The sequence below is a fragment of the Luteibacter sp. W1I16 genome, assembly GCF_050434905.1.
GTDB lineage: Bacteria > Pseudomonadota > Gammaproteobacteria > Xanthomonadales > Rhodanobacteraceae > Luteibacter.
This window is the reverse complement of record NZ_JBNDJJ010000001.1, coordinates 3,611,051-3,625,321: the sequence shown is the minus strand read 5'-3', so window position 1 is coordinate 3,625,321 and position 14,271 is coordinate 3,611,051. Positions and strand designations below refer to the sequence as shown.

The window sequence follows — 14,271 nt, the reverse complement described above, 5'->3', positions numbered from 1 at the left end:
CATTGAAGAACGAAAAAGGAAGAGGCAAGAAACACGATGACAAGAACCAGGGGACTTTGGGCGGCCGGACTGCTCGTACTAGCACTCATCGCCGGCGAATTTTTCTCCGGCTATCTGACGCTGTTGTTCCTCAGGCTCGGGCAGGTGCCGCTAAAGCTGGGTACGTACGTCGACTACCTGCGCGTGCTCGATCTGCCCCAGGTGCAGTCGTACGCGTGGAAGATAAAGACCGCTGGTGGCCTCGGCTTCGGACTTCCGTTGCTGACATGGTGCGCATGTCTCTTCTTCCTCATGCGAAAGAAGAAGGCTTCCATGCACGGCGACGCCCGCTTCGCCACCGCCTCCGATCTGCGCAAGCAAAACATGCTCTCCCCCGCCCCGAATGGCATCCTCGTGGGCAAGTTCAAGGGTAACCTCGTCCGTCTCCCCGGCCAGCAGTTTGTGATCCTCGCCGCCCCCACCCGCTCGGGCAAGGGCGTCGGCGTGGTGATCCCGAACCTGCTCGACTACCAGGAATCGGTGGTAGTGCTGGACATCAAGCAGGAGAACTTCGACCTGACCAGTGGCTGGCGCAAATCACAAGGGCAGGAAATCTACCTGTTCAACCCCTTTGCCGAAGACCGTCGCACGCACCGCTGGAATCCACTGAGCTACGTCTCCAAGGATCCCGCGTTCCGCGTGTCGGATCTCATGAGCATCGCCTCGATGCTCTATCCCGACGTGTCCGACGACCAGAAGTTCTGGGTGAGCCAGGCGCGCAACGCCTTCATGGCCTTCTCGCTGTACCTCTGCGAGAAGTGGGAAGACGACGAGGCGAAGGGCCGGCCGGCGATCGTGCGCAGCAAGCCCACCCTGGGCATGATCTATCGCCTGTCGTCGGGCGACGGCACCGACCTGCGCGAGCTGTATACGCGACTCTCGAAAGAACCCTTCCTCAGCGCCAACGCTCAATCGGCCTTCGCCAACCTGCTTTCGCAGGCCAACGAAACCTTCGCGTCCATCCTCGGCACCTTCAAGGAACCATTGAACGCCTGGATCAACCCCGTGCTGGACGCGGCCACCAGTGAAGACGATTTCCTGCTCACCGATGTGCGCAAGAAGAGGATGACGATCTATATCGGTATCCAGCCGAACAAGCTGGCCGAGAGCAAACTGATCGTGAACCTGTTCTTCAGCCAGCTCATCAACCTCAACACCAAGGTGTTGCCGCAGAACGACCCGACCCTGAAGCACCAATGCCTGTTGCTCATGGACGAGTTCACCTCCATCGGCAGGGTGGAAATCATCGCCTCGGCAGTGTCGTACATGGCGGGTTACAACATTCGCCTCCTTCCCATCATCCAGAGCATGGCCCAGCTCGACGCCACCTACGGCAAGGATGTCTCGCGCACCGTCATCACCAATCACGCGTTGCAGATCGTCTACGCCCCGCGCGAACAGCAGGATGCCAACGACTACTCCGACATGCTCGGCTATACGACCGTGCGCCGCGAGAACATCACCAAGAGCAAGAAGGGTGACGTCTCCAAGAGCCATTCCGAAGAGAAGCGCGCGCTCATGCTTCCGCAGGAATTGAAAGCCATGGGCACCGAGAAGGAAGTGTTCCTCTATGAAGGTATTCCTCACCCGGTGATGTGCGAAAAGATCCGCTACTACCAGGACAAATACTTCACGTCGCGGCTGATGGAAAAGGCGAAGATCGAACCACTCTCCATTTGACAAGACCGCATACACGCACCTGCTGTTTTCCTTCCACTGAACAGAGTCGTCTCATGAAACCTGCCGCAAAAGCACTATTAGTGATCGCCGCAACCGCCGCCCTTCCGGCAACCACCTTGGCAGCTACCGCACCGGCCAATATGTGCGGCAAGTCCGACCAGGTCGTGTTTTCCTGCCCCCTCGCGGGCAGCACCAAGACCGTCTCCCTGTGCGCCGCGGGAGACGTGGCTCACGGTGGCGGACGCTTCTACTACGCCTATGGCCGTGACGCGGCGAAACCCGAAATGACCTACCCGGCCACGGGCAACGAGGGTGAGTTCACGCGCACGCATCTGACATTCGCCGGCAATACCGGGGGTTACGCCTATGCCTTCACGAACGCCGGTTTCAAGTACGTCGTCTATTCCGTGTCGGGCTCCAACAACTTGCAGGACGGCGGTCTGGTCGTCTTGAAGGACGGCCAGGCCAAGCCGGTGAAGCAAAGTACCTGCCAGGCCGGCAAGGTCACCGACACGGATGAAGACGCACTCATCGACGCGACGCTCAAATGGAAGAGCGACCCCGCGATCGAGAAAAACGGGATTCCCACACGCTGACCGCGTCTCGAATCCTTCCTTTCATTAGCCAGGAGTTACACCATGTCCGCGAAAGAAAACGCCGACTATCTGATGGACGCCGCCATGAAGGCGGGTATTACAGACCCCAAGGAACTGAGCAATTTCATGGGCCAGATGCAGGTCGAGTCGGGAGGCTATTCCCGCATGACCGAAGGCCTCGGCTACTCCGGTAGCCGTCTCCTCGAGGTGTTCCCCGGCCGCAACGGCATGAATACGCTTGCCGAGGCCAACAAGATCGCAGCGGGTGGCCCCGAGGCTATCGCCAACGAAATCTATGGCGGAGCCTGGGGCAAGAAGAATCTCGGCAATACGGAGCCGGGAGACGGTTGGACCTTCCATGGTCGCGGCTATGTGCAGCTCACCGGCCGCGCCGGCTACGAGAAGATGGGCAAGGAACTGGGACTCGATCTCGTGAATCATCCCGAGCTCGCGGAAGACAAGGAGGTGGCCGCGAAGATCGCCATCCAGTACTGGAAGGATCGCGTCCAGGCCAACGGTCACCAGACCGACGTGGACGCCGCATGCAAGGACATCAACGGTGGCCACAACGGTCTCGGCGCGCGCAGGAACGCAGCCGAGGCGTGGCAGAACGCCATCGAGAAAGGTTACAAGCCCGGGGGCCCCGAAGCGATGCCCACCACCGCGAAGGCCTCGCACGGCATGAGCAAGGAAAAGACGGAGCATGTGCAGACGCTGCTCAATGCCCATGGCTACACTGATTCGGCGGGCCATCCTCTGAAGGTCGATGGCCATGCCGGTAAGGAAACCCGCCTCTCCATCGAGCGCTTCCAGGCTGACCACCACTTGAAGGTGGACGGCGTGGTAGGACCGGCCACGCTGAAAGCGCTGGAGCAGACACCGCAACGGCAGAATGTCCCGCCCACCGCACCGGATACCGGCAAAGCCGCCCCACACGCCGGAGCTCCTTCGCTCGACGACGTCAATCATCCGTCGAACGGCTTGTACCGCCAGGCACTCGATGGCGTCCAGCGTCTCGATGCCCAGCATGGGCGGGTTTCCGGACCGCATACGAGCATGATCGCCGGCTCACTCACGGCGGCTGCCGTAGCGAATGGCATGCAACGGATCGACCACGTGGCGCTCAGCGACGATGCCAGCAGGGCCTACGCCATGCAGGGCGATTCGAAGTCGCCGTTCAAGCAGGTCGCCGAAGTCGACGTGCTCCAGGCCACACGGACGCCGCTTGCGCAGAGCAGCGCGGAAGCCATGCCGCAGAGCCAGACACAAGCTCAGGCACAACAGCACGCCGAAACGCAGGTGCAAGGCCAGCAACAGGGTACGTTGCGCGTGTAAGACCGAAGGAGCCGCCTCGCAAGGGGGCGGCTCCCTCACGGCAACAGAACCCTCAATTCGTGTCGGATGGGCGATTCTTCTCGATCGATGGCATACCTCCTTTTGGCTCCCTGACAGACAGTACGGCCACCATCGCGTGGAATCCGCGCTCAGGTCAGCCCCCCGGCGCGGTGGCCGCCACCGGCAAGCCCGCCCGACGTCGCTTATCATGTACGGCCAGCGTGCCGGCACCGGCCCGCCTCTATCGATCGATCTCGGAAAATCATGGCTTTAGCAGAAGACATCTCGGCGGCCGCCGGGCATACGCCCTTCATGCGCCAGTACCTCGCGGCGAAGGCCGAGCATCCGGACATCCTCCTGTTCTTCCGGATGGGCGACTTCTACGAGCTGTTCTACGACGATGCGCGTAAGGCGGCGCGGTTGCTCGACATCACCCTCACCCAACGCGGCCAGTCGGCCGGTGCCCCGATTCCCATGGCGGGCGTGCCTTACCACGCCGTGGAAAATTACCTGGCGCGGCTGGTGAGGCTGGGCGAGTCGGTGGCGCTGTGCGAGCAGATCGGCGATCCGGCCACGTCCAAGGGGCCGGTCAAACGCGAGGTCGTGCGCATCGTCACCCCAGGGACCGTGACCGATGCGGCGCTGATGGAAGAGCGCCGCGACAACCTGCTGCTTTCCATCGCCGCCGGCCCAAAGGGCTACGGTCTGGCGTGGGTGGATCTCTCCACCGGCCGTTTCCTGCTCACCGAAGTATCGTCGGCCGAAGGGCTCGCCGCCGAGCTGGCCCGCTTGCAGCCCGCCGAAACGCTGGTCGGCGAGGACGTGGCCTGGCCGAAGCTCGTGTCCTCCCTGCCGGGCCTGCGCAAGCGCCAGCCGTGGCACTTCGATGGCGATGCGGCCACGCGTGAATTGTGCCGCTTCTTCAAGACCCGAGACCTGCTCGGCTTCGGCGTGGATGGCATGCCCCTGGCGATCGCCGCGGCCGGCTGCCTGCTCGGCTACGTCGAGGAAACCCAGAAGAGCGCCCTGCCCCATCTCACGGGCATGGCGGTGGAGAACGCGGGCGAGACCATCGCCATGGACGCCGCCACGCGGCGCAACCTGGAGATCGACACGCATCAGAGCGGCAACGTCGAGAACACCTTGCTGGGCGTACTCGACGAGACGGTGACGCCCATGGGCGCACGCCTGCTGCGCCGCTGGCTCAACCGTCCGCTGCGCGACCGCCACGTGCTGCGTGGCCGCCACCAGGCGATCGGCAGCCTCATCGACGCACGCCGTCACGCGACGTTGCGCGAGCGCCTGCGCGGCATCGGCGACCTCGAACGCATCCTGGCCCGCGTGGCCTTGCGCTCGGCACGCCCGCGCGACCTTTCCACGCTGCGCGATGGTCTCGCCGCGGCCCCCGGCCTGCGCGACGACATCGCCGGCATCGACAGCCCCTTGCTGCACGGCCTCGTCGAACGCATCGGCGACCACGCCGAGACCGCCGCCCTGCTCGCTCGCGCCATCGTCGAACAGCCGCCCGTGCTGCTTCGCGACGGCGGCGTGCTCGCCGAAGGCTACGACGAGGAACTGGACGAACTGCGCCGTCTTTCCACCAACGCCGACCAGTTCCTGGTCGACATGGAGGAACGCGAGAAAGCCGCCAGCGGCATTTCGACACTGAAGGTCGGCTACAACCGGGTCCACGGCTATTACATCGAAATCACCAAGGCACAGGCGGAGAAAGCCCCGCAACACTACACGCGCCGGCAGACCACGAAGAACGCCGAGCGCTACATCACCGAGGAACTGAAGCAGTTCGAGGACAAGGTGCTGTCCGCGAAGGAACGCTCCCTGATGCGCGAGCGGGCCCTGTACGAGCTGCTACTCGACAAGCTGATCGAACACCTGCCCGAACTGAAAACCGCCGCCGCCGCGATGGCCGAACTGGACGTGCTGGCCAATCTCGCCGAACGCGCCGAGACGCTCGACTGGGCCGCACCGGCATTGACCGATGTGCCCGGCATCCGCATCGAACGCGGGCGCCACCCCGTCGTCGAGAAGGTTCGCGACGAGCCCTTCGAGCCCAACGACCTCGCGCTCGACAAGAACCGTCGCATGCTGGTGATCACCGGTCCGAACATGGGCGGCAAGTCCACGTACATGCGCCAGAACGCATTGATCGTGCTGCTCGCGCACGTGGGCAGCTACGTGCCCGCATCGGCCGCCACCATCGGGCCGATCGATCGCATCTTCACCCGCATCGGAGCGGGTGACGACCTGTCGCGCGGCCAGTCCACCTTCATGGTGGAGATGAGCGAGACGGCGAACATCCTGCACAACGCCACCGAGTGCAGCCTCGTGTTGATGGACGAAGTCGGCCGCGGCACCAGCACTTACGACGGCCTCTCGCTGGCACGCGCCGCGGCCGTCCATCTGGCCGCCACCAGCTGCGCATTCACCTTGTTCGCCACGCATTACTTCGAACTCACCGAGCTGGCGGGCGAATTCCCGACCATCGCGAACGTCCACCTCGATGCCGTCGAGTACGGCGAACAGCTGGTCTTCATGCACACGGTCAAGGACGGCCCGGCAAACCGCAGCTTCGGCTTGCAGGTGGCCGCCTTGGCGGGATTGCCCAAGTCCGTGATCGCGGATGCGCGCCGTTATCTGTCCGCGCTGGAACAGGGACACGAAGTCACGGCCGCCGTCGTGACACCGCCTGCCGCGACGCCGCAGATGGGGTTGTTCGCACCGCCGCTGCCATCCCCCGTGGAGGAAGCGCTGCGGGCGGTCGATCCGGACGACCTGTCGCCGCGCGAAGCGCTCGACCAGCTCTACAAGCTGCGGAAAATGCTGCGATGAACCATAGGGCGGCACTATCGGTTCGATTCGAACAAACGAATTCCCTAAGCCGGCGGCGCTACCTATAGTTTCCAGGCCGCTTTCACGGGGCCCTATGACTCTCCATCTTCCGGTCCCGTGGCGTCCCCCTTCCCTACCCGAGTCAGCAGCCCGGGTAAGGAATCGGGGGGCGGTTTTTCCCGGGGCTTTGGATCAGAGGGACTTCTTCAGGTCCTGGATCAGACGCCGAGCATGCTTGTCCGGACGTGAGTCAGGGCGCAGCAGCGCACCGCCCGTGAGGCGGCGATCCTCTTTCCGGCGCGCACGTTCGGCGATGCTTTCTTCCGTTTCCGTATAGAGCTTCTGCGCTTCGGATGCCGGTCCGCGCTTTTCCGAAAGCGCCGTTACCATGCACGTCAAGCGCTCCTCGCCCCGGTTGACCCGAAGCGTGTCACCCACGTGCACCAGCTTGGCGGGCTTGCACGTCGCGTCGTTGAGTTCCACCTTGCCACCGTCGATCGCCTGCTTGGCCAGGCTGCGGGTCTTGAAGAAGCGTGCGGCCCAAAGCCACACATCGGCGCGTACACCCGGAGAAGTCGTCGGATCGGTCATGCGCAGAGGGTATGGTCGTGCCCGTGCGTTCCCAAGGCTTCATCCTGCCGGCAGGAACAGATTGCCCACCGGAATTGTCACCAGGGACAGCAGGATGCCTGCACCGAGCACGGTATTGGCCAAGCGTGGCTCCAATCCATACTGGTCGGCGAGGATCGCCGCCGAAATCATCGGCGCCATGGCGGCCTGGAGAACTCCGACCGTGAGCGTCACGCCCCCAACGCCGGCGGCCAGACCGATGCCCAACGCTGCCAAGGGGGCCAACAGGAGCTTCCAGCCAAGCCCTGCGAGCAACGGTCCGATCTGCTCTCGACGCAGATGCAGGCTGAATTGCAGACCGACGGAAAACAGAGCCAGTGGCGTCAGCGTCTGACCGATCTGCAGCAATAACTTCTCCACCGCTTCCGGCCAGCCGCCGGCCAGGCCCACTAGCACGCCAGCCACCAGCGCAAGGAACGCCGGGAAGGTCAGCACGCGACGAGCGATCGCGGAGAAGCTCGCACCCCTCCCGGAGTAGATCGACGCCACGACGATGCCCCCGGCGGCCAGCAGCGGAAAACATCCGAGCTGGTCGGCGATCACGGCGATCGAAAGCCCCGCCTTGCCGTGCAGGGCCTCCATCATCGGATAACCCATGAACGAGGTATTGCCGAGCCCGCAGACGAGGGTCAGGCAGCCGACACGGTGCGGCGACCACGCGAGGACCTTGCCCAGCGTGGCGAACACGGCCCATGCGCCGAAGAAGGTCACGTACATGCCCGCGACCGGAAACCACAGCTGCGCATCAACCGTCACCTTCGGCACGAGCGCCAGCACCAATGCAGGCAGCGCGATATTCAGCACCCACCAGTTGATCCCGGGCACGATCCCGTCGGGAAGCGCGACGAAGCGCCGGCAAAGCATGCCGAGGGCGAGGCAGACGAAGAGGATCAGCAAGGCGGACATGGACGGCGACGATAGCAGTGGCTGCTGCGGGCTGTCATTCGTGCAAGGCCTTGCTTACGAGGGCCCTGATGGTGAGGACCCTGCTTACAAGGGGCCCTACTGACAAGGACCCTGCTTACAAAAAAGGCCCTGCTTATCTGTGGGAGCCGCTTCAGCGGCGATGGGTGCTTGCCGCTACCTGGCCCGCTGCCGCGGGATCGCCGACAAGGTCGGCTCCCACCAAGCCAGATCCCACCAAGCAAGTCCCGCGACTTGGAGGGAGCTTGGCTGCCTGGTGGGAGCCGACCCTGTCGGCGATTCGCCGCGACTAACCCAGCAACACGCGATTCATCCGCTGCACGAACGCCGCCGGATCGGCCAGCTGCGCGCCAGCGGTGATCTCCGCCTGCTCTAGCAATAACCCCGCGATATCGCCGGCCTTGGCCTCATCGCTCTCGCCAGCCAGCCGCTTCACCAGCGGATGCTCCGGATTGAGTTCCAGCACGGCCTTCGACTCCGGCACATCCTGGCCGGCTTCGCGCAACAGGCGTGCGAGGTGCGGGGCCAGGTCGAAGTCGGCCAATGCCAGGCACGAGGGCGAATCGGTGAGGCGAGCGGAGACACGCACATCGCCCACGCGATCGCCGAGCAGCTTCTTCGTGCGTTCCAGCAACGGTGCAGCCTCGGCGGCGGCCGCTTCCTGCTTCGCCTTGTCGGCTTCGTCCAGCGGGAACTCGCCCTTGGCGACGTTGCGCAGGCGCTTGCCTTCGTATTCCGTCAGGTAACCGAGCATCCACTCGTCCACGCGATCGGACATCAGGAGGACCTCGATGTCCTTGGCCTTCAGCGCTTCGAGCTGCGGGCTGCCGGCGGCGGCCGCGTAGCTATCGGCGGTGACGTACCAGATGGTGTCCTGCCCCACCGCCATGCGGCCGATGTAGTCGTCGAAGGAAACCGTCTTCGCCGAACCTTCGCCCTTCGTGGAAGCGAAGCGCAGCAGCTTGGCGATGCGTTCGCGGTTCGCCGTGTCCTCGACGATGCCTTCCTTCAGCGTATTGCCGAAGCCAGCGAGGAAGGTGGCGAACTTCTCCGGCTCGTCGCGCGAGATCTTCTCGAGCAGGTCGAGCACGCGCTTCACGCAGGCGCTCTTGATCCGCTCGAGTTGGCGGTTCTGCTGGAGGATTTCCCGGCTCACGTTGAGCGGCAGGTCGTCGGCATCGACGACACCACGGACGAAGCGCAGGTAGTTCGGCAGGAGTTCTTCGGCGGCGTCCATGATGAAGACGCGCTTGATGTAGAGCTTCAGCCCCTTGCGTTCGTCGCGTCCGCCCATCATCAGGTCGAACGGCGGCTGCTCGGGCACGTAGAGCAGCGTCGTGTAGCTCTGGTTGCCTTCGACGCGGTTATGCGTCCAGGCCAGCGCATCGTTGAAATCGTGGCCGAGCGCCTTGTAGAAGTTCTGGTATTCCTCGTCGGTGATCTCGCTCTTCGGACGCGACCACAAGGCGGACGCCGAGTTGATCGTCGTCCACTCGGTCGGGTCCGGCTTGCCGTCCTTTTCGGCCGGCATGCGGATCGGGAAGGCCACGTGGTCGGAATACTTGGTTATGGCGCTACGCAGCGTCCAGGCCTTGAGGAACTCGTCCTCGTCGGCCTTCAGGTGCAACACCACGGTGGTGCCGCGCTCGGTGACGTTGGTGTCTTCGAGGCTGTACTCGCCCTTGCCGTCACTTTCCCAGCGGACGCCCTCGACGGCGGGCAGGCCGGCGCGACGGGTGATCACGGTGACCTTGTCGGCCACGACGAAGGCGGAGTAGAAGCCTACGCCGAACTGGCCGATCAGGCGGGCGTCGGCTTTCTGTTCGCCGGAAAGCGCTTCCAGGTAACGCCGGGTGCCGGAGCTGGCGATCGTGCCGATATTGGCGACGACCTCGTCCCGGCTCATGCCGATGCCGTTGTCGCGGACGCTGATGATTCGCGCCTCCGGATCCCAGCTGACCTGGATGCGCAGGTCGGCATCGCCATCGGTGAGGCTGGGATCGGCCAGCGCTTCGAACCGCAGCTTGTCGCAGGCGTCGGAGGCGTTGGAGATCAGCTCGCGAAGGAAGATTTCCTTGTGCGAGTAGAGGGAGTGAGTGACCAGATGCAGGACCTGGGCGACTTCGGCTTCGAACTTACGGGTTTCCTGGCTCACGGTGCCGTTCCTTCAAGGTGGGACAGACACCGGATTATGTGGGCGGGGCGGGGCCGAAAAAAGGGAGGCCGGGCGGTGGGACTTCCTGGCCGGGCGCCCCGCGCCCAGATCGCCGACAGGGCCGGCTCCCACCAGGGCTTTGGTGGGAGCCGACCCTGTCGGCGATCGGCTAGCCTCAGCGTGCGTTCTGCAACGCGGCGATCCGCTCCTCGATCGGCGGATGGCTCATGAACAGGCGCTTCAGGCCCGTGGCCAGGTGTCCGGAAATACCGAAGGCCTGGATCGTCTGCGGCAGCGACGTGTCGCCATGGTTGGCCGACAGGCGCTGCAGGGCCGAGATCATCGAGGCCCGGCCGGCCAGGTTGGCGCCGGCCGCGTCGGCGCGGAATTCGCGCCAGCGCGAGAACCACATGACGATGATCGAGGCGAACAGGCCGAACACGATCTGCAGGACCATCACCACCACGAAGTAGCCCATGCCGCCCTCGCCGTCGCGATCGCGGCCACCGCTGAGCCAGCTGTCGACGACGCGGCCGACCACGCGCGCCAGCACGATCACCAGGGTGTTGAGCACACCCTGGATGAGGGTCAGGGTGACCATGTCGCCGTTGGCGACGTGGCCGATCTCGTGGCCGAGCACGGCCGAGACCTGCTCGCGGTCCATCTGCTGGAGAAGCCCGGTGCTCACCGCCACCAGGGCGTTGTTACGGCTCATGCCAGTGGCGAAGGCGTTCATTTCAGGGGCGTCGTACACCGCCACCTCGGGCATGCCGATGCCGGCCTTCTCGGCATGGCGGCGCACGGTCTCGAGCAGCCAGCGCTCGGACTCGTTGCGCGGCTCGGTGATGACCTTGGCGCCGGTGGACATCTTCGCCATCCACTTGGAGATGGCCAGGGACACGAAGGCGCCGCCCATGCCGAACACGGAGGCGAAGACGATCAGGCCGCCGATCCCCATGCCGCGCTGGGCGGCCCACTGGTCGATCCCCAGCACATGACAGACGCTGGTGAGCAGGACGATGACCGCGAGGTTGGTCGCGACGAACAAAGCAATACGTTTGAACATGGCTTGTCTCTCTCATGGCGGCTGGCGTATGGCGCCGCCTGGTACAAGTTTTCGGGGCGAACGCTGAACATTCAATGCCGGAGGCCCCGGCTCCCAACGGAAAGGCGTCCCGGAGCGGGTGGCCGGATACCGGCATCGCCTAAACTGTGCACCCGGCGCCGTACGGCTAATGAGAAACCTCTCAACCCGCTTCCCGATGACACACCAACGCTACCGCGGACGCTTCGCGCCCTCTCCCTCCGGCGCCCTGCATTTCGGCTCGCTCGTGGCCGCGGTGGGTAGTTGGCTGGTCGCGCGCCACGCCGGAGGCGAATGGCTCGTGCGCATCGAAGACATCGATCCACCACGCGAGGTTCCCGGATCGGCCGCCGCGATCCTCTCGACCCTTGACGCCTTCGGCCTGTCGCCCGACCGGCCACCGGTCTACCAGTCGCTCAGGGGCGACCTTTACGAAGCCGCCTTCGACAGGCTCCGCCACGACGGGCACGTCTTCCCCTGCTGGTGCAGCCGTTCCGACCTGGCCGACCATGGCGGCATCCATCGCGATGGCCGCTGCGTCGCACCGCCCGACCCGGCGCGACCCGCCGCCTGGCGCCTGCGGTCGCCCGACCTGACGATCCGCTGGCACGATGACCTGCAGGGTCCCCAGGAGGAAAACCTGCGCGAGGTCGCGGGTGATTTCGTGATCCGCCGGGTCGAGGGCTTCTGGGCCTACCAGCTCGCCTGCGTGATCGACGACGGCGAACAAGGCGTGACGCACGTGGTACGCGGCGCCGACCTGCTCGATTCGACCGCCCGGCAGATCTACTTGCAGCGCCTGCTCGGGCTGCCGCTTCCGGGCTACCTGCACCTGCCCCTGGTCCTCGATGACGAGGGACGCAAGCTGTCCAAGTCGACGGCCGCGCTGCCCGTGGACCCCGCCGACCCGCTGCCCGCGCTGCGCCACGCGCTTGGACGGCTAGGCGTCGAAGCGCCCGCCGGCGCGACCGGCCCGGCCAGCCTGCTGCGCGGCGCTCTGAACGGATTCGAACCTGCGGCGCTACGCCGCAGTAGCCTTACCCCCAGCCCGACGTTATAAGAATCGTTTGCCCGGCGACGGGCCATCACAGGAATCAGGCGAGGATGAAGCAAGGCATCACGCAGCGCACGGCACTGGTGACCGGCGGCACGGGCGGCATCGGTACGGCGATCGTGCGCTACCTTGCCCGGCAGGGCCACCGGGTCGCCACGAACTACCGCGACGAGGCCCGCGCCGCCGCCTGGCGCGAAGACATGATCCGCGATGGCATCGACGTGGTGATGGTGCCGGGCGACGTCTCCGACCCCGTTTCGGCGGAAGCCATGATCCGCGCGGTGGAAGACCTCGCCGGTCCGGTCGAGATCCTGGTCAACAACGCCGGCATCACCCGCGACACCACCTTCCACAAGATGGATTACCAGCAGTGGACCGAGGTGGTGAACACCAACCTCAACGCCTGCTTCAACGTCACCCGCCCGGTGATCGAAGGCATGCGCTCCCGGCAGTGGGGACGCATCGTCCAGATCAGCTCGATCAACGGGCAGAAGGGACAGTACGGCCAGGCCAACTACGCGGCGGCCAAGGCGGGCGTGCACGGCTTCACCATTTCGCTGGCACAGGAAAACGCGCGTTTCGGCATCACCGTGAACACCGTCTCGCCGGGCTATGTCGGCACCGACCTGGTGATGGCCGTGCCCGAGGACATCCGCGCGAAGATCGTCGCGCAGATCCCCGTCGGCAGATTGGGCAGGCCCGAGGAAATCGCGCACGCCGTGGCCTTCCTCACCGCCGAGGAATCCAGCTGGATCACCGGGTCCAACCTCGCCATCAACGGCGGGCACTACATGGGCTGGTGACGGCTAGATCCGCAAGTCCGTCATCGAACGTGGCTCGCGGATCGTCACCCCATTGTGGTGTGCCCGGAACCTCGCCATCACCTTGTACGCCACGCGGCGCGCACGCATCACGGAACCGAGCGGGCGGTGCGCGGCGATGCCGTGCCAGGGACTGAAGGCGAGGCCATCGTCGATCGCCGCGCGCCGGACGGCGTTCCACGCCGGCTGGGGCGGCAGCACGATGCGCGCCACGTCGATGTAGGGGCTTTTCTCTTCCGGCCACGCCACTGACGCATCTTCGATCGGCATGGTTTCCGGGTCGGTGCAGAACTGCACGCGCACCTCCCATTCACCGCCCTGGCTGGCGAAATGCTCCACCATCGCCTCGCGCAACCCGTTGCGCTTGCCGTTGACGTTGAGTTCGGCGTCGGTGAGCGCGGTGAGGTTGGGCGAGTGCGGCGCGATGGACAGCTTCACCACGTAGTCGCCGAATCGCAGGGGTGCCTGGCTGTAATAGGTGTCGCCCAGAGGATGGGTCTCCGGCTGGCCGCCCAGGTTCAACAAGGTGGCGCTCCTGCCGCCGAAGGCCTCGATCACACGCTCGGTGCCGCGCAGCACCGCCGATAACGCCTTCTTCGCGCCTTCGGCCCGGTCGGTCGTGGCCGCGACCAGCCTCAGCGAACTGGCGAAGCGCTTCGCGTTCGGGGCGGAAAACACCGGCCCGTTGACGAGGACGAAGTCCTGGGTCACGTCGCCCTCGCTGCCCGGCAGGCGTTCGCCTTCCACGCCGATGATCTTCACCGCCATCCCGCGCGGCGTGGAGACACTGTCGTCGAGAATATCGCCCGGGACGGTCGACAGGCGCATGACCAGTGGGTAACGCCCCTCCCGGGCGAAAATGCCCTGGGCGAGTTCCCGGGGCAAGTCGCCGGGCACGACCAGTTCGCCGGTAAGCAATGCATGGCTCTTGGCGTGCACGGAACGGTGCGCGTGCTTGTCGTGTTCCAGCGTGGTCTGGTTGATCCGGGTGAGTGTCTCGATCAACTGCTCGACGGTTTCGGCCTCGTCCGGCTCGACGCGCTCCAGCGACTCGTCGAAATGGATCGGCGGCGGGTGCAGGGAGAGGGGCATGGCGGGGCTCG

11 protein-coding genes are annotated in these 14,271 nt (G+C 65.0%); 6 read left to right on the top strand and 5 right to left on the bottom strand.

All coding sequences use genetic code 11. The features are described 5' to 3' along the window. The first annotated feature begins 36 nt into the window (after nt 1-36). The 4 genes from QFZ41_RS15885 (at nt 37) to mutS (ending at nt 6,500) form a co-directional block, all read left to right on the top strand. Nucleotides 37-1,719, top strand: coding sequence for a type IV secretory system conjugative DNA transfer family protein (locus QFZ41_RS15885; protein WP_429199633.1), 1,683 nt, complete (start codon nt 37-39; stop codon nt 1,717-1,719). A 53-nt stretch (nt 1,720-1,772) separates the two neighbouring features. Next, nucleotides 1,773-2,315, top strand: a complete 543-nt coding sequence (locus QFZ41_RS15880; protein WP_429199632.1) for a hypothetical protein — start codon at nt 1,773-1,775, stop codon at nt 2,313-2,315. Between the two features lie 42 nt (nt 2,316-2,357). Further along, nucleotides 2,358-3,650 (top strand): XVIPCD domain-containing protein, encoded by a 1,293-nt coding sequence (locus QFZ41_RS15875; RefSeq protein ID WP_429199631.1) that lies wholly within the window; start codon nt 2,358-2,360, stop codon nt 3,648-3,650. Between the two features lie 264 nt (nt 3,651-3,914). After that, a complete protein-coding gene (gene mutS / locus QFZ41_RS15870) occupies nt 3,915-6,500 on the top strand; it encodes a DNA mismatch repair protein MutS (protein WP_429199630.1) in 2,586 nt (861 codons plus the stop codon). A gap of 192 nt (nt 6,501-6,692) precedes the next feature. Here the strand turns inward: mutS and QFZ41_RS15865 are convergent, their stop codons facing one another. From QFZ41_RS15865 to htpX, 4 genes are all read right to left on the bottom strand, one after another. Then, entirely contained in the window at nt 6,693-7,091 is a 399-nt protein-coding gene (locus QFZ41_RS15865) for an RNA-binding S4 domain-containing protein (protein ID WP_429199629.1), read from the bottom strand. Between the two features lie 39 nt (nt 7,092-7,130). Further along, a complete protein-coding gene (locus QFZ41_RS15860; RefSeq protein ID WP_429199628.1) occupies nt 7,131-8,036 on the bottom strand; it encodes an AEC family transporter in 906 nt (301 codons plus the stop codon). A gap of 307 nt (nt 8,037-8,343) precedes the next feature. Beyond that, nucleotides 8,344-10,209, bottom strand: coding sequence for a molecular chaperone HtpG (gene htpG / locus QFZ41_RS15855; protein WP_429199627.1), 1,866 nt, complete (start codon nt 10,207-10,209; stop codon nt 8,344-8,346). 175 nt (nt 10,210-10,384) lie between these two features. Continuing rightward, nucleotides 10,385-11,275, bottom strand: a complete 891-nt coding sequence (htpX, locus tag QFZ41_RS15850; RefSeq protein WP_429199626.1) for a protease HtpX — start codon at nt 11,273-11,275, stop codon at nt 10,385-10,387. 196 nt (nt 11,276-11,471) lie between these two features. On the opposite strand from htpX, the gene gluQRS reads away from it, so the two are divergent. Together gluQRS and phbB are read left to right on the top strand one after the other, a co-directional pair. Next, entirely contained in the window at nt 11,472-12,353 is an 882-nt protein-coding gene (gene gluQRS, locus QFZ41_RS15845; RefSeq protein WP_429199625.1) for a tRNA glutamyl-Q(34) synthetase GluQRS, read from the top strand. Between the two features lie 56 nt (nt 12,354-12,409). Beyond that, entirely contained in the window at nt 12,410-13,150 is a 741-nt protein-coding gene (gene phbB / locus QFZ41_RS15840) for an acetoacetyl-CoA reductase (RefSeq protein ID WP_306850686.1), read from the top strand. 3 nt (nt 13,151-13,153) lie between these two features. Here the strand turns inward: phbB and QFZ41_RS15835 are convergent, their stop codons facing one another. Next, nucleotides 13,154-14,260 carry a catalase family protein gene (locus QFZ41_RS15835; RefSeq protein ID WP_429199624.1) on the bottom strand — a complete coding sequence of 369 codons (1,107 nt, stop codon included), beginning with the start codon at nt 14,258-14,260 and terminating at the stop codon, nt 13,154-13,156. Nucleotides 14,261-14,271: the final 11 nt, after the last annotated feature.